We start from the raw sequence: 15,713 nt of genomic DNA on the forward strand, positions 1-15,713 counted from the left end.
ACCACAAAAAAATTGTAATTACTCACTTTTATAAGCTTTACTCCTTTTTCTTTTGCAATTTATTTTGTGAACAGCGCCATAGCATCTGATTGATGAGATATTTGACGTTGATCGCATACGCTTTTTCTTTTATACTGTTTTGGCTAGATAATACTACTCAAATGCGCGCCAATAGCTCCGGCTGGATGTAGCGCCAGGTATTCTTGCGCGCCAAATTCCTTGGCTTCATATGTTAAAATACACAGTATATCGCCTATTAATAAAGAAATAATGCATGAAGTGGTTGGGGCGCCAAGCAAAGACGCTTCTTTGTTTGTAAACGCCAAACACACGTCGCTCATACGCGCCAACGTAGAAGAGGAGTTACCGGTAATAACTATTATTTGATTTTTTTTTTCTTTAATAACCTCTGCTAGCCTCACTAACTCCTCGGTATTGCCAGAATTAGAGAGGCATATTAACACATCATCATCTTGCATCACTCCTAAATCTCCATGCATAGCGTCCATAGGATTCAAGCAACATGCAAATGTGCCCGTAGATACAAAGCTAGCGCAAATCTTATTGGCAATGATCCAGCTTTTGCCCACGCCACTAAAAACTAACTTGTTCTTAGCTTTTAATATCAATGCTAACGCTTCTTCTAAGGTATTAAAAAAGCTAGTATTGTTTAATAACAGCTCAAGGTACTTAATGTTATGCAGTATAATATTTTGAGTTCTTTGTTGAATATTGTTGTTGCTCATATAAATATATCTTAGCCGTTAATAAACCTCTTGTATTACTCTACTCCCCAATAACAACCGCCACCCATCGCCATCGATTCAAAATCTTCGCTGAGTTCCGTCTATACTTCTATGTTTTGCGTTTTGTTTATCCTGATACTCTCCTGGCCAAGTGATTTGCGCAAAAGGTCTAATGCATATTTGTTATTTTTCATTTATAATCGCTAAGTATACTCCTTATACTTAAAGAATTCTAGATCTTGACTCAAGATCCTTCACCGCTACAATCTTGCAGTTCTTGTCACTTCTAAAAGTTTAACGCAAGTTTATCAACTTCTCACTAAGCAAGGGTATAGACGCTTGAGGATTAATAATATAAACAAGCGCATTAGCGCCGCTCCACTTTGTTTGTTCATACTATCGTGTTGCATGCCATTACATCATCTAAATGCATCTTGCAACCATCATAGAGTAGACGTGGGTGCGTCTGCGATATACGACCATACACAAGAAAGGACAGTTGTGCATAACAACACCTTTATCGATCTTGAAGCTGATAGTATATTGTTAGATCAAAAAACTAGCAGTATTAAAATCACAGGAGAAGTGATGCTGTGGTTTAATAATATAGTATTGAACACAAAAGAGATTATAATATTTTGCAAAACACTCTCACCAATGGTTATGACAAGAATTGATATACCAAATAAAGTGAGGATTACCAACAAAGAGAGTCACGAAACCATTGTAGCGGAGAAAGCGACATATTTGTTAAAGGAAAAAAAGGTGGTGCTACATGAGGCTAGTTGCAGTAAGGATGGTATGGTGATTAATGCTCCATGCATTGTTTTTATATCTAACTTATTAACTATCCAGTCTCTGCCAAGACTTTAAAATTTGAAAAAAATAGATAAAGAAAAACTACAACAAGGCGCAGGAGAATATCCGAATAGCTATAGAATTACGAAAGTGCTAAAAGATTATACGCGAATCCTTCCTGGATAAGGTATACAAAAAAACGTTAGGAATAATCTATAAAAAACTTAAATCACCAGAAAGCGAATCCCTTAAAAAGATCTGTGGTTTGTCGCAAAATCGAGGAGTTAAAGAAAAGACCTCTTGCATAACCTATTCCGTGGGGTAAATTACTTGCTGCTTGATGCTAAAATAGACCTCTTTCGAAACTCGCTCATGATGAGCAAATGCGAGGAGTATACGAAGCACAGAGCCGCAGCGTACATGAAGTACGTGAGGACTTGCGCATCGACAGCGTCGCCACAGTTGCCATCAGGAGTAGAGTTAGGAAAGAGGTCTAATAATCACGAACAACCTTCTTCACCCTTCACATTGGCTAATTGTTAATTAAATACTTACGCAAGAGGTCTATTCTTAAGTATTCCAAAGCCATTAATAGCCGATCTTCTATCAATAGCGCATTTGGCTCCCCGCCTCTTGCTTTTTTCCGCTTCTTCAAGTATTGCTATCATCTTTTTAAACGTAGATCGCTTCACACCGCTTAACCTTCGAAACTCTCCATCTTTATAATTCTTTATCTTTTCGTATTTCATCTTAACCTCTCTTATAGAGGTTAGTTAATACCTATCCCTTAGGTTATGCAAGAGGTCTAATGAGTCTATGTATAATAACAACACATCTGATAGTCTTAACTTATCTGACTATCGCTTGTAAAAAAATACTGTCCGTTAAATGAAGTTTCAATTGGCACAAACTGTGACGGCGCAAGTTATCATGAAGAAATAAAGTTTTGGAAGGGGTTCTTTATTTATGCTCAAGGAAATCGCGGTACTAAAATGTATTTTAATAGTACTTACGTCACTCTATTCGCTATGAGCTGGTTTTTGTTTTGTATTTTGTGGGCTAAACACTATCTCATGTTCTAGCGCAACACCTAGGTTTTTTCTCAATAGCTCATCGATAAGGTCTATATCATGTGATTGGATCAGATGCATTTTATGCATGATACTTGCTCGCTCTATCATTAACTCCTCTAAATTCAATGTGGCTTTGTGTACTTGTTGTTTAAGTCTATTATATGCAAATATCCCCTTATTCCCTAAAAAAGAATGAGAGACGAAATACACTATTAAAAATGCAAGAGTAATATAAAGTGCGTTTTTTTTATATATTGCTAATATTTTCATTTTTTTATCATCGTTTTTTATCTACCATTTTTTATCTATGAGCAATGTGAGTGCGCGAGATTATCCGATACAATATATTACGTTACACTGTGCAAAATAACTTTACAGTGGTAGATTATCGTGCTTTTTATTCACTGCTAACAGTGGTTTTTTGGTTTGCAAAGTTCTTAAAGCGCGACAAAGCATCCATCTAGTATTTTGAGGCTTTATTATATTATCTAGATAACCTCTACTTGCCACAGCAAAAGGCGATGCCACCACCTTCCGATACTCTTCTACCTTTTGAGCCTTCGCCTCTGGGTCACCCGCAATATCCTTAAACACAATTTCAACAGCACCCTCCGACCCCATCACAGCTATCTCAGAGCCTCCCCAGGCATAATTTACATCACCACCTAAATGTTTAGAGTTCATTACTATATAAGCTCCGCCATAAGCCTTTCTGGTAATCACGCTCACCTTGGGTACGCTTGCCTCTGCGTAGGCATATAACAGCTTTGCGCCATGCTTAATAATGCCATTATGCTCTTGATGCACTCCTGGCAAAAAACCAGGCACGTCAATGAGAGTAACGATAGGAATATTAAACGCATCACAGAAGCGCACGAATCTCGCGGCCTTTCTAGATGCATCAATATCTAGACATCCAGCCAAATGCATTGGTTGATTAGCAACAAATCCCACTGTGTTACCTTCCATACAACCAAAGCCTATAATGATATTTTTAGCAAAATCTTCTTGAATTTCGAAGAACTCATGTTCATCGATAATTCTTTCTATCAGCTCCTTCATATCATAGGGTTTATTGCTAGTCGATGGTATTAGAGTGTTCAGTGACATATCCACTCTATCCGCGGGGTCTTTTGTAACTCTATGTGGAACTGGAGATCTATTAGATAATGGCAAGAAATTAATAAATCTGCGCATCTCTAACAAAGCCTCTATTTCGTTTTCAAATACCAGATCGGCAACGCCGCTTTTGGAGGAGTGTACGCTTGCACCGCCGAGTTTTTCCTTATCAACCACTTCGCCAGTCACGGTTTTTATCACTTCTGGGCCGGTAACGAACATATAAGAAGTATGCTTTACCATGAAGATAAAATCGGTGAGGGCAGGAGAATATACGGCCCCTCCGGCACAAGGGCCCATTATTAGCGTAATTTGTGGCACAACGCCAGATGCAATAACGTTTAATTTAAATATTTCGCCATAGCCGGCTAATGAATCTACGCCTTCTTGTATTCTAGCGCCACCTGAGTCATTAATTCCTATAATAGGTGCACCTGCCTCTATGGCTTTCTCCATGAGGTTGCAGATTTTTTTAGCGTGATATTCGCCTAAAGATCCTCCAAGTATTGTAAAATCTTGGCTATAGACAAAGATTAATCTACCATTTATGGTGCCGTAACCAGTAACTACACCATCTGTTAAAAACTTACTGTCCGGCATGTTAAAGTTAGAGCATCTATGCTCTACAAACATTCCAATTTCTTCAAAGCTATCTATGTCTAATAACACCTCGATTCTTTCACGCGCAGTGAGTTTGCCACTATCATGTTGGCGCAGCACCCTGTCTTGTCCACCACCAGAGAGCGCGACGGTGCGCTTTTCTTCGAGTATTTGATGTTCTAAATTATAATGAGTCATAGGCGCTTACCAAGAATTTAATCACCTTCTTTCTTATAACCTATTAGCGCGGTTTAATCAATGCTACTCAAATGCCAATCATTACCTTTGGCATCCAAATTTTTCGTAAAAACCCACTCCTGATTAAAATCATTCTTTAGCCAAAAACAAACCCTGATGTATGCTTTGTTCGCAAATATGTATATTTCTGTTATTTTAGATTGTAGTTGCGCAAGATCTAATTTCGTATATTGCGTCAAGTTTTCCTTCACCTTGGTAATTACCTGCTTGTCTGCTAGTTGCATCAGTTCCTCTTCTTTTTCATGCTCCTGCACCATCAACTTGAACACAGAGTATGCGCCTTTTAAGAATTTTTGCATAGTAAAGCTTGGTTGCTTCTGCAGCAATGCGTGATAGTTTTCTAGTATGACTTGGGCATTTTGTTGATCAAAAAAATCACGCGATTCATCTGCGTCTTTGGGTTTTACATCATAATTAACATCATATATTTTTTCTTCTTGGGTGAGAGAATGAGCTAGTTCGGGCTCATCTTGTATGCCTAGAATCGAGATGAGTTTATTTATTAATAGGAGAGCGAGGCTAGCCCAAATGATGAGCTCAATGAGATTTGCAGTCAGAATCATAAACAATTACCAAGGTAAGGATAGAACTTGCAATAAGGACAATAATGCGAAAATAAACATCTGAATCTATAGATGCAGAGCATAATGCTCATTCTCATATTAACGCAAAAAAATAGAGAAAGATATATAAATGCATAAAAGTGCTATTAAATTTTTTAGTTAATTCAAATTTTAATTTTTTAATTTCTTGTATTTAAGCACTTGTCACAATCCTTACTGTTGCTAGGCTGTTGTATTTATGTCTATTATTTTTTAATAAACAGAGTGAGAATAGGGGCTGAGACTAAGATAGAAGAATAGGTGCCAACAATAATTCCAAACAAACAGAGCCAGCTAAAGCTACGAATCGCATCTGTACCAAAAAACACCAAAGCGGCATTTGCCAACACCACAGTAAGTACCGTAAGCACTGTACGTGACAGGGTTTGGTTGACGCTGAGATTTATGATATCTGCTAATGGTTTGTTGTGATATTTTCTTAAGTTTTCACGTACCCTATCATATATTACCACTGAGTCGTTTACAGAATATCCGATAATTGTGAGAATTGCCGCAATTGTACCAAGATTAAAATCAAGGCCAGTAAGGCTCATAAAGCCCAGAGCTAGAAGGACATCGTGAGCTAGGGCTATGAGTACGCCAAAACTAAAGAACCATTCAAAACGAAACCAGATGTATAGCATAATGCCCAAGAAAGAGAGAAGCACGGCGATTATGCTAGTTTTAATCATCTTTTCACCTACTTGCGGACCAACAAAATCTACTTTCCTAAATTCTATTTGATTTTCTAGCGAACTGTTTGTTAAGTTTTCTATTGTGCTCTGAGTATTTTGCAAAGCTTTCCGCTCCCCGTCTTGGGCAGTACTCACATTATCTATAATCACCTGTTTCATTGCGTTTACGGTACCCATTAAATCTGCTCCTTTATGCATTGCAGCCCTAATCATGGTGTCATATACATCGACTTTTTGAACGGAAACATCTTCTACATCTACAAGTTTATCAAGCGCATCGCGCAGTACGTGTAAATTTATTTCTTGGTTTGAGCGTACTTCAATATTCACGCCACCAACAAAGTCTATGCCAAAATTAAAGCCGTATATTGTTGCAATTATTATACTTAGTATAGTGATGAGAATTGAAAAAAAATATGTAATTTTAGCATGCTTTGTAAAGTTGATGGCAGTATTCTCCGAAATCAACTTCAATGGGAAAAATCTCATATCTCTGCGAGAAAAATTATTTAATTAGAACTTTTTATACAGTCTAACTGCAAGCTATGTAAGATGCAATAATGTGGGAAATTCAGGTACACAATAGTGTTGCATATAATTACATTTATGCAAATTATTACTCTGTAATTATGGTGGTTAATATTGATTGCTGCTATCTACATGCTATAATCGAATTGCCGCAAGGAGTGGTTTTTGATCAAAGTCATAAACCAGTAAAATTTCATTTATTAATAATTATTTATTTTAGGTTTTAAAAAAATGTTTAAGGGTATTGTATCTTTCTTTTTAGCACTAGTTTTTTCTACTTCTGTATTTGCCGCTGCTGCTGATAACAGCAAAAAACAAAAAGAGCAAAATCAACAAAATCCTCAAACTCAACAGCAACAACAAGCTGAAGAGAAGGAGGAAGGAGAGAAAAAAGAAGAAAAGAAGCAGTAGTATTTGCAAATACTGTATTCTGGGAAAATGTGGGGCGGATAGTCTGTTAACAGCGCCTTACCCCCTCTCTTCCTTTCCTCGTATCTTCTGTGCTTTTCTCTCGCGCTAGGTATTTCGCGCCCTTCATTTGCGGTTCGTTTTCTTTTCACGCCCTAATATATCCTTTGGTTTTGCTGCGCGAGTCCTGCTTAGATTTTTAGGTTTTACGTTCTGTTGCAAGAGTTTTATGCCTATCTGTTAGACCTTTTACTAGACTCGCTTCAGTAGACCTCTTGCAAAACTCACTCTAATTAAGATTAAATGAAAGCTCAGAACTTTGAATGCACATGAAGTTAAGTGAGGATTCACGCATCGATAGTCACGCGGCAGTTGCATCAGGAGTAGAGCCTGCGCAATAGGTCTAGTCAAAAGCGGATAAAGGGATCAATAGACCTCTTGCATAACCTATTCTGTGGGGTAATTTTGTTGTCAAAACTCCTTTGCGCTCTTCATATACTAGAGTATGCTGAGGCGCTCAACATCGTTTTTCCTAAAAATTCCTCCTTCATTTTTAGGTTATGCAAGAGGTCTAATAAAAGCACGGAACTTTACATGCTATTGCATTCGCTCTTGACCTAGCGCGAGTTTGTAAAGAAGTCTAGTGTATATATTGTCTATGTGTTTTACGCTGCTTGCTTTTATAAAGGTGTAATTCGCTCATTTTTGTATTAATGTTGCGTACAAATTCTGGTTCCAGCATTGCATCATGACAAACCTGATGGAACTCTTGTTCATGAGCGTCATCCTTTAGCCAGCTTACTGCCTGTTGTTTGCTTGTGTTTTCAGCTCTTAAATCTGTTGCATCTATTAAAGCTTGCAAGATGACCGCTTTATATAGACTAACCGCTGGTTCATTATAAGCCCTTAGCCTCTCGAATGGGGCTTGAAATTTTATTACTTTTGTCATAAGAAACCTACTGGAAATAAAATCGAATAAGTATCTTGACACCCCGGTATTTTTTTAGTATACTAAACTCTTAGTTTGCTAAAATTTTTATAATCTACTATTAATTGTTAGTTGCTAGGCAGTGGTTTTGATGTATTTTCAAATAAGTCAGGTGATGGACAGCTTTTACTTGAGATACTACAAAATACATGCGCTCATAGCTTTGATGCAAGCGCATGCTTATGCAATGAGATGCATTACTCTGCTTAGACTAGGGATGTCAAGATTTTGCGCAAGCGTTGGTGAAGAGTAGTATAGGAACTGAATACGTTCTGCTTTATACCAAAAGAAAATTAATCCCTACCAAGTTGCATTGTTTAGTATATGTATTTTTATAAGTTGACTAAGAGCGAATAAAACAAATTAAAAATAGCGCGCTAAAAAGGATTGAATGGAATAGATTTCTTGCTAAACTCGCGCTAGGTTAAGAGTAAATGTAAGGAACATACGCAGTATAGAGCCTTAAGCGTACATAAAGTGAAGCGAGGGTTTGGCACTGAAGCTGCACGCGCGGTACCATGAAGAAGTGAAGTGACGCAAGAAGGTCTAATGAAAAGCTTATAGCGTGAGTAATAGCTGACCTTATTCTGTGTTTTTGCTTAATTAGCCAGAGAAAATGAAATGGTATGGTAAATTAAATTTGTGTTGATATAGCATATGGCTCGACGATAAAAAGATGCAATCATTCTATAACGAAGATGTCGAAAGGAGGATATATATTTTAATTCATAAAATACTCAACTAAAATTACTATATTTTTCTGGCGACTCGTTCAAGTCAAGAATAAATATAAAATGTAAATGAAAGTGCATGACGCTACAGCGCGCATGGAGTTCAGTAAGGAATAAAGCATCGGAAGGGTGGACGCAGTTGGCATCAGGAGCGGAGTTTTTGTGAGAGGATTTGAGAGCAGATGCGCACGAGGAGGCTTTGAGTATATAGTTCTACAAGTCAAGTGGTGCTATAGATCAATTTTAACACTTATCTATTAATCCTTTTCGAAACTCGCGCATAACAAGCGAATGTAAGGGGCGGGTGAAAGCGCAGAACCCTGAGCATATATGGAGTTAGCTGAACGCTTCGAATCGATAACAACGATGCGGTGCCTGTGACAGAGTAAAGCTTCGCAAGAGGTCTCTTGGTGAACGTAGGTTCTCGCGCTAGCTCTAGCAATTTAATTGCATTACAAACAAAACGCGCGTTACTTAGCGAAGCACGCGCAGAATGAAGTTTTGAAATATAGTACTGTTACGCCTTACCCTTAGCTTCTACAAACAACACATGCTTTCTGATCTTAGGATCATACATACGACGTTGCAGTTTAACCTTACCCTTTTTTGCCACTATAAAAGTGCCTGTTTTTTCAGAGCTAACCAGGCGTACTAATGAATATTTACCGCGTTTTTTACTAGACATAAGAAGAAAAACACCTCGTTAAAAAAGTAAAACAACTTACGTTTAAAACACATGACACCCTACGCAAGGGGTGCGGCGACATGCTAAAACATAAACCACATGCTGCTTATTTTATATTAATAGTCTAATATAGTCAAGTATGCAGCGAACAAAAAAAAGACCTCTCACGCAGCTCTATTACTTTTGAACGGTTCTTTATTAGAGCTGCTGAGTAAGAAAGTAAGTTATGAACTTAAAAAAACACAGAATATGTTAGGTGTAGAGCTGATGTGTTTTATACCACTAATGCTTTATTATAAAATCCATTTTTGAAATTAATAGCCTTGCGTTTATTACGGTAACGATTCGATAAAATGCGAAAGTTTTTAAGTTGAGTGATAATATTTTCAACTTTTATACGTCTTTTAGCAATTATCTTATTATATATTTTTTGCCAGTAACTCAAGGGCTTTTTCTTTCGTTTTTTTATCGGTGTTTTGGCGTTCTTGCAAAGTTTCTTTAACCCCTGATATCCGAAATCAGCATAAATATTGGTATCTATCGGAAGACGATCTTTCTGTTTATGCATTTTAAAATCATGAACCTTGTCGTGGTAGGATTTCAGTCTTAAGCGTGTGCCTACGTTTCTTACCAGAATCTTTTTGCTTCTTGCTAGGCCTTTCAATTATTTGCTCCGTTACATCTATTAACTGTTCAGTCTCTTCATAGCTTAGGACGCGATCTTTTTCTATCGCAACCAACTTCGCGACCAATCGTTTCAAAGTTTTAATTATTCTGCATACCCTTGAAACATCGATCCCAAACATAAAATCTATCTGCATTTGAGTGCTGTAAGTACGATAGTATAAAAGCAGCATCATCAACATTTGCCAACGACTTTCTTTGCCCATGATACTTCAAGTTTCTTCACTAAAATAGACCCCTTCGGAAACTATCATTTTTGTAATTCCATATTGTAAATAGCAGAGATTAAATTGAACCTTAGGCCGAATCTTTTTCGTCTGTTGCGGTATTTGTCAGATATGATTTTAAATCAATAGACCTCTTTCCTAACTCTACTCCTGATGGCAACTGTGGCGACGCTGTCGATGCGCAAGTCCTCACGTACTTCATGTACGCTGCGGCTCTGTGCTTCGTATACTCCTCGCATTTGCTCATCATAAGCGAGTTTCGAAAGAGGTCTATTGTATCATAGGCTGTACTTTCGCTTACACCATAACTTTGACTCGCATGAAAATATGTACGGTATTCTCGTATATATTCAAGAGCCATAAGCAAGCAATCTTGGAACTTAACTTGTTTCTTCTGCCACCTTTTGTTTTCTTTTTGATTTCTGCTTCTTGGAAGAATAACTACCGTTTTACAAAAGGTCTCTTGTTTTACTCCTGTTAATCTACGAAATTTCTCGGCTTTTAATTTTTTGATCTGTTCGTATTTCATAACATATACCTCTAGATCAACTATTACATAATATTTTATGAAAAGTTTTTATGAAAAGTCTAGTTTCCGAAGAGGTCTAATTTAGATGCTTGGTCATAACTATTCCCAGCTTCTAAATATTCTACTACTTCTTCTCTTAAATCATTGCTACAGCTTTCGCCATCTTTCCTTTTATTATAACGAAAAATTATATTTAATTCAACCTAAATTACTATAACTGAACAATTTTCAATTATGCTAATTATCATTCCAACAAAACATTCTATCCTTGATTTTCTCCAAGAAAGGTTTAATGTAAGCGCTTGAGGTAGTATATTATGCATCATCAGAAAAACTACTTCAATCCCCTATATTCAAGCCGCTTCTACTACCTCTCACTACATAAATTGTAGGGTACTATGAGTATTTGATACTTGTGGGTAAGATTAAAGAGGGAATTACTGAATTGACTCATTTGTATGAGACCCTGTTACGCTTCTTTATCTCGTCTAATTCAAGGCGATTTACTAGTATATAAAATTATTTGATATTTTTGAGGAAAAACTCATGCAGAAACCAACATGGATTAAAACAAAAGTAACCCACGGTATCAACTATGATTATGTTAGTAGTTTATTAAAAAGACTGAAATTATCGTCTGTTTGTCAGTCGGCAGCGTGTCCCAATATATGGGAGTGCTGGGGGCAACGCAGCGTGACTTTTATGTTAATGGGGTCAGTGTGTACAAGAAGATGCGCCTTTTGTAATGTAGCAAAGGGTAAGCCGATGCCAATTGATGTATTGGAACCAATCAAAATCGCTCTTGTCTGCGCTTTGCTACGTTTAAAGCATGTAGTGATTACTTCGGTAGATCGTGACGATTTATTTGATGGTGGAGCTATGCATTTTGCCAAAACAATTGATGCTATCAGAAATAAAGATTTTACGCAAAAATCAATCTCTGAAATACTATATAATGAGCATTTTACCAATGATGAAGTAGAGCAAATGCAAAATGCTCTTGAGGCAGCAAAGAATGAAGAAGCTAGTAGTATTGAAGTGTTGACACCAGACTTTTTGCGTAAAACAGGAGCCGTGGAGATTATAGCTCACGCCCAACCAGACGTTTTTAATCATAATATCGAAACTGTACCCCAGTTATATAAAACCATTCGACCAGTAGCGCGGTATTCTCATTCTTTAGATTTATTGCGTCATGTAAAAACGCTAAATAACAAAATATTTACAAAATCAGGTTTTATGGTTGGATTGGGCGAAACATTCGAGCAAACTATAGGAGTATTAGATGATCTGCGTCAATCAATGGTAGATTTTGTAACTATAGGACAATATCTGCAACCTTCAGAGAAACAGTTGGCTGTGAGTCGTTATTGGAGTTTGGAGGAGTTTGCGGCGTTAAAAAATATTGCAATTAGCAAGGGCTTTGCTGCAGTGGAATGTGGGCCGATGGTGAGGTCTTCCTACAAAGCATACGTACCACTGCAAAAAATAAAATAGCTTGCGTTAGTGATTAATTTTTTTCAAAAACTCACGTTAAGTTAAGAGTAAAAATACCACTGATAAAATAAGAATTGCCACGAAAGATTTAAAGTGGCATCAGTTAAGGAATGAAATATACAGAACTAACCCAAGAAGCACAAGAAGAATTAAGGCGTTTTGTTAATAGCGCCATATTCCACGCCTTTCATACTGAACAGTTGATACGTTGCCAGTTGCTCAAAATCACCTCTCACATCTTCGCTCCATCACTTCGTCTATTTTAGCATTTTTGCGTTAGAGCACGCTCTCCGCGCACTCTTTTTGCATCCGCTACCATGCGTAATGCTTGGAAGGCGGCGCAACGCAAAAACAGAAAGCTTGCCTAGTAGTCCATTCCTCCCATTCCAGGGCCCATTGCACCACCGCGTCCACCGCCCTTCTCTTCAGACGTTGGATCATTATAAATTGCCGCCTCCGCCGTAAGCACCAAAGAAGCCACCGAAGCAGCGCCAGTAATAGACGTGCGCACAACTTTGGTCGGGTCAATAATGCCAGACTTTATCATATCCACATACTCCTCCTTTTGAGCATCAAAGCCAAAGTTAGAATCTTTACTCTCCTTTAATTTAGCAACCACTTCCGACCCTTCAACACCAGCATTGCCAGCAATTCTCTTAATTGGTTCAATCATAGCTCTTCTAACAATTTGAATGCCGCGGTTTTGATCTTCATTTGCACCCATTAAATTTTCCAGCTTTTGACTAATATAAAACAAAGTAGAGCCGCCGCCAGGAACAATACCTTCTTCCACAGCCGCTTTGGTTGCGCTTAAAGCATCTTCCACCCGATCCTTACGCTCTTTCACCTCCACCTCGGTAGCACCTCCAACCTTAAGCACGGCCACACCTCCGGAGAGTTTAGCCAAGCGCTCCTGCAGTTTCTCTTTGTCATAATCAGAAGTAGTATCTTCAATTTGAGAGCGAATTTGTGAGCAACGGGCATCTATACTCTCCTTCTGCCCCTTACCACCCATAATAACAGTGTTTTCTTTGCTGATATTAACTTTCTTAGCCTGGCCAAGCATCGCAAGGTCAGCTTTATCCAATTTCATACCCATATCTTCTGCTATTAATTGTGCGCCAGTCAGAATTGCGATATCCTCTAACATCGCCTTCCTTCTATCACCGAATCCTGGAGCCTTCACCGCACACACCTTCAGCCCACCTCGCAACTTATTCACAACTAAAGTAGGCAAGGCCTCGCCTTCTATATCTTCAGCGATAATTAGCAGTGGCCTACCAGATTGCACAACTTTTTCTAAAATAGGGATGATATCTTGAATACTCGACACCTTCTTCTCCACCAGCAAGATGAATGGATTTTCTAATTCACACACCATTTTTTCGCTATTTGTAACAAAATAAGGTGAAAGATATCCTCTATCAAACTCCATACCTTCAACAACTTCTATCTCAAAACTAAAATTCTTAGCTTCTTCAACAGTAATTACTCCCTCCTTGCCCACCTTCTCCATGGCCTCGGCTATTTTATCACCAATTTCCTTATCGCCATTTGCAGAGATGGTCCCAACTTGAGCAATTTCTGCAGAGCTAGTAACCTTCTTACTCATTTTGCCCAGCTCCTTTACAATTTCTTGAGTAGCCAACTCTATGCCACGCTTTATGTCCATTGGGTTCGCTCCAGCTGCGATACTCCTATTGCCCTGCTGCACTATTGCGCGAGTTAATAGCGTTGCTGTGGTTGTGCCATCCCCAGCCATGTCCGCCGACCTACTAGCTGCAGTTTTTACTAATTGCGCACCCAGGTTCACCTGAGGATCTTTAAAATTAATAGCTTTTGCTACCGTCACTCCATCTTTTGTAATTTTTGGAGAGCCAAAAGACTGTTCGATTAAAACATTGCGTCCCTTAGGGCCTAACGTAACTTCTACTGCATCTGCTAGAGCATTAATACCCTCTAAAATTTTGTTTCTAGCTTCCGCGCCATATTCTATTTGTTTATTAGTCATAACTAAATATACCTCTTAAAATCTTAAAATAAAAATAAAATCAAGTTTTTGGATTAGTGCATAAGCATTGAGATGGATAAATCTTTAAGACAGTATGCCCATCACATCGCTTTCTTTCATTACTATTATTTCATAACTGTCTAATTTTACTTCCGTACCAGCCCATTTACCATAAACCACTACATCGCCCACTTTCACTCTCAAGGAAACCAAATCTCCCTTATCATTTCTCGCGCCCTGCCCAACAGCTACAACCTTGCCGCGCATTGGCTTTTCTTTCGCGCTATCTGGTATGATAATGCCGCCGGCGGTTTTTTCTTCTAATGGTAGTGGTTCAACAGCGATTCTGTCGTATAAAGGTTCAAATTTTAACATGCTCATATTTTTGTTCCTTAATTTTAATGTATAAAAATTAAATAGATAGTTAAATTAAATAATTCTAAAGAAGGCATTAAAAAACTATTATGCAAAACACATTATGCAAAAAAAATTTATTTCACTTCTAAATTCTATTTGCTGTTTTTTTAATTAACGCCCTATATACAATATAGTTATCAGGTGATGCGATATTCAAGAGAGGAAGGACGGGATTTTTTGCTAAACAAAGCGAAGAGCAAAATGCAAAAAACCCCAGCACATCCTGCGCTAGGCAAAACGTGCTGGGGAGTGTAGTAAACTAATGTAGGTTAATTTCTTATCGAAAGTCTTATCGAAAGAAATTAGCTATTATTAGCGGCCTAATGATTGTATCAATTGTATAATAGCATCAAGCATTGCTTTTGCAATCTGCGTCGCAACATCATTAGCTGACATTTTAGCCTTAGTCTCATTGAGATCATTTACCGCTTGAGTGACATCAATTTGCAAAACTGTCGCCGCCATCTCTGAAAGCTGTTCTGCTGTATGTTTACTTTGTGCAGATAGAGCTTCAAACTCCTTACCCTTTTCTCCCCATGATACTAACTGTTTGATCCCAGAGAATAATGGTGTATATTATAAAGAGAATAATGTATGGAGAAAAATCTTATGGGACAAATATTACACGCGAATGCCAGAACAACGGAGGCAATCCGTAGAGAGATCCGTGATAGTAAAGAGAGCATAGAGAAAGCGGCTAAAAGATTTAATGTTAACCCAAAAACAATCATCAAGTGGAGAAAAAGAGAAGATACGAAAGACCTTCCGATGGGTCCTAAAAACATAAGGTGCTCACAGATAATGGGATTCAATTTACCAATCACGATCATCATAAAAATACTTTTACTCATATATTTGAGCGTGTTTGCAATGAGCATCAGATAGAGCATAAAAAGACTAAGATCAAGCGTCCTTGGACTAATGGGTAGGTAGAGCGAATGAACAGAACGCTCAAAGAAGCAACTGCAAACAATTTCCATTATGCATCTCATGATGAGCTGAAACAGCATCTGCATGCTTATTTGATGGCTTATAACTTCGCTAAACGACTTAAAGCTATCAAAGGTAAAACTCCTTGGCAATTTATTTTAAATCAGTGGACAATTCATCCTGAATA

The 15,713-nt window shown here is 37.9% G+C and carries 18 protein-coding genes and 4 pseudogenes; 7 read left to right on the forward strand and 15 right to left on the reverse strand.

Features of this window, described 5'->3' with window-relative positions:
• Positions 1-143 precede the first annotated feature (143 nt).
• Entirely contained in the window at positions 144-746 is a 603-nt protein-coding gene (locus Sarmat_RS00580; RefSeq protein ID WP_202148916.1) for an SIS domain-containing protein, read from the reverse strand.
• Positions 747-1,085: 339 nt separating this feature from the next.
• Between Sarmat_RS00580 and Sarmat_RS00585 the strand changes: the two genes are divergently transcribed.
• Both Sarmat_RS00585 and Sarmat_RS00590 read left to right on the forward strand, forming a co-directional pair.
• Positions 1,086-1,619: a hypothetical protein gene (locus Sarmat_RS00585; RefSeq protein ID WP_202148917.1), complete on the forward strand. Its 534-nt coding sequence runs from the start codon at positions 1,086-1,088 to the stop codon at positions 1,617-1,619.
• Positions 1,620-1,844: 225 nt separating this feature from the next.
• A complete protein-coding gene (locus tag Sarmat_RS00590) occupies positions 1,845-2,087 on the forward strand; it encodes a hypothetical protein (protein WP_202148918.1) in 243 nt (80 codons plus the stop codon).
• Positions 2,088-2,112: 25 nt separating this feature from the next.
• Here the strand turns inward: Sarmat_RS00590 and Sarmat_RS00595 are convergent.
• From Sarmat_RS00595 to secF, 5 genes and pseudogenes are all read right to left on the reverse strand, one after another.
• Positions 2,113-2,293 (reverse strand): annotated as a pseudogene (locus Sarmat_RS00595) (IS5/IS1182 family transposase); the annotation flags it as partial.
• Positions 2,294-2,563: 270 nt separating this feature from the next.
• The gene (locus tag Sarmat_RS00600) at positions 2,564-2,887 is read right to left on the reverse strand and encodes an FtsB family cell division protein (protein ID WP_202148920.1); all 324 of its coding nucleotides are present in this window, start codon (positions 2,885-2,887) and stop codon (positions 2,564-2,566) included.
• A gap of 102 nt (positions 2,888-2,989) precedes the next feature.
• The gene (locus Sarmat_RS00605; protein ID WP_202148921.1) at positions 2,990-4,534 is read right to left on the reverse strand and encodes an acyl-CoA carboxylase subunit beta; all 1,545 of its coding nucleotides are present in this window, start codon (positions 4,532-4,534) and stop codon (positions 2,990-2,992) included.
• Between the two features lie 53 nt (positions 4,535-4,587).
• Positions 4,588-5,157: a Tim44 domain-containing protein gene (locus Sarmat_RS00610; RefSeq protein ID WP_202148922.1), complete on the reverse strand. Its 570-nt coding sequence runs from the start codon at positions 5,155-5,157 to the stop codon at positions 4,588-4,590.
• Between the two features lie 245 nt (positions 5,158-5,402).
• Positions 5,403-6,380 carry a protein translocase subunit SecF gene (gene secF / locus Sarmat_RS00615; protein WP_202148923.1) on the reverse strand — a complete coding sequence of 326 codons (978 nt, stop codon included), beginning with the start codon at positions 6,378-6,380 and terminating at the stop codon, positions 5,403-5,405.
• A 270-nt stretch (positions 6,381-6,650) separates the two neighbouring features.
• Here secF and Sarmat_RS00620 point away from each other — a divergent pair, with 270 nt between their 5' ends.
• A complete protein-coding gene (locus Sarmat_RS00620) occupies positions 6,651-6,830 on the forward strand; it encodes a hypothetical protein (protein WP_202148924.1) in 180 nt (59 codons plus the stop codon).
• A gap of 435 nt (positions 6,831-7,265) precedes the next feature.
• Positions 7,266-7,448 (forward strand): hypothetical protein, encoded by a 183-nt coding sequence (locus Sarmat_RS00625; protein ID WP_202148925.1) that lies wholly within the window; start codon positions 7,266-7,268, stop codon positions 7,446-7,448.
• 19 nt (positions 7,449-7,467) lie between these two features.
• Here the strand turns inward: Sarmat_RS00625 and Sarmat_RS00630 are convergent, their stop codons facing one another.
• The 6 genes and pseudogenes from Sarmat_RS00630 to Sarmat_RS07010 all read right to left on the reverse strand — a co-directional run.
• Positions 7,468-7,776, reverse strand: a complete 309-nt coding sequence (locus tag Sarmat_RS00630) for a hypothetical protein (protein WP_202148926.1) — start codon at positions 7,774-7,776, stop codon at positions 7,468-7,470.
• Positions 7,777-9,063: 1,287 nt separating this feature from the next.
• Complete coding sequence (rpmG, locus tag Sarmat_RS00635; RefSeq protein ID WP_202148927.1) at positions 9,064-9,231, reverse strand: 50S ribosomal protein L33; 168 nt, start codon at positions 9,229-9,231, stop codon at positions 9,064-9,066.
• Positions 9,232-9,505: 274 nt separating this feature from the next.
• Positions 9,506-9,799, reverse strand: a complete 294-nt coding sequence (locus Sarmat_RS00640; protein ID WP_202148928.1) for a transposase family protein — start codon at positions 9,797-9,799, stop codon at positions 9,506-9,508.
• Between the two features lie 7 nt (positions 9,800-9,806).
• Positions 9,807-10,121, reverse strand: coding sequence for a transposase family protein (locus tag Sarmat_RS00645; protein WP_202148929.1), 315 nt, complete (start codon positions 10,119-10,121; stop codon positions 9,807-9,809).
• 44 nt (positions 10,122-10,165) lie between these two features.
• Positions 10,166-10,264, reverse strand: a pseudogene (locus Sarmat_RS00650) (IS5/IS1182 family transposase); the annotation flags it as partial.
• Between the two features lie 125 nt (positions 10,265-10,389).
• Positions 10,390-10,671: pseudogene (locus Sarmat_RS07010) on the reverse strand (helix-turn-helix domain-containing protein); the annotation flags it as partial.
• 546 nt (positions 10,672-11,217) lie between these two features.
• Here Sarmat_RS07010 and Sarmat_RS00655 point away from each other — a divergent pair.
• Together Sarmat_RS00655 and Sarmat_RS00660 are read left to right on the forward strand one after the other, a co-directional pair.
• The gene (locus Sarmat_RS00655) at positions 11,218-12,168 is read left to right on the forward strand and encodes a lipoyl synthase (RefSeq protein WP_202148930.1); all 951 of its coding nucleotides are present in this window, start codon (positions 11,218-11,220) and stop codon (positions 12,166-12,168) included.
• A 110-nt stretch (positions 12,169-12,278) separates the two neighbouring features.
• Entirely contained in the window at positions 12,279-12,434 is a 156-nt protein-coding gene (locus Sarmat_RS00660) for a hypothetical protein (protein WP_202148931.1), read from the forward strand.
• Between the two features lie 98 nt (positions 12,435-12,532).
• Here Sarmat_RS00660 and groL read toward each other — a convergent pair whose 3' ends face one another.
• From groL to Sarmat_RS00675, 3 genes are all read right to left on the reverse strand, one after another.
• A complete protein-coding gene (groL, locus tag Sarmat_RS00665) occupies positions 12,533-14,179 on the reverse strand; it encodes a chaperonin GroEL (RefSeq protein WP_202148932.1) in 1,647 nt (548 codons plus the stop codon).
• Between the two features lie 84 nt (positions 14,180-14,263).
• Complete coding sequence (locus Sarmat_RS00670) at positions 14,264-14,554, reverse strand: co-chaperone GroES (RefSeq protein WP_458692949.1); 291 nt, start codon at positions 14,552-14,554, stop codon at positions 14,264-14,266.
• Between the two features lie 354 nt (positions 14,555-14,908).
• Positions 14,909-15,061, reverse strand: a complete 153-nt coding sequence (locus tag Sarmat_RS00675; RefSeq protein ID WP_202148934.1) for a hypothetical protein — start codon at positions 15,059-15,061, stop codon at positions 14,909-14,911.
• Positions 15,062-15,205: 144 nt separating this feature from the next.
• Between Sarmat_RS00675 and Sarmat_RS00680 the strand changes: the two are divergent.
• Positions 15,206-15,713 (forward strand): annotated as a pseudogene (locus Sarmat_RS00680) (integrase core domain-containing protein); the annotation flags it as partial.

The organism is Candidatus Sarmatiella mevalonica, from assembly GCF_016751895.1.
GTDB classification, from domain to species: domain Bacteria; phylum Pseudomonadota; class Alphaproteobacteria; order Rickettsiales; family Rickettsiaceae; genus Sarmatiella; species Sarmatiella mevalonica.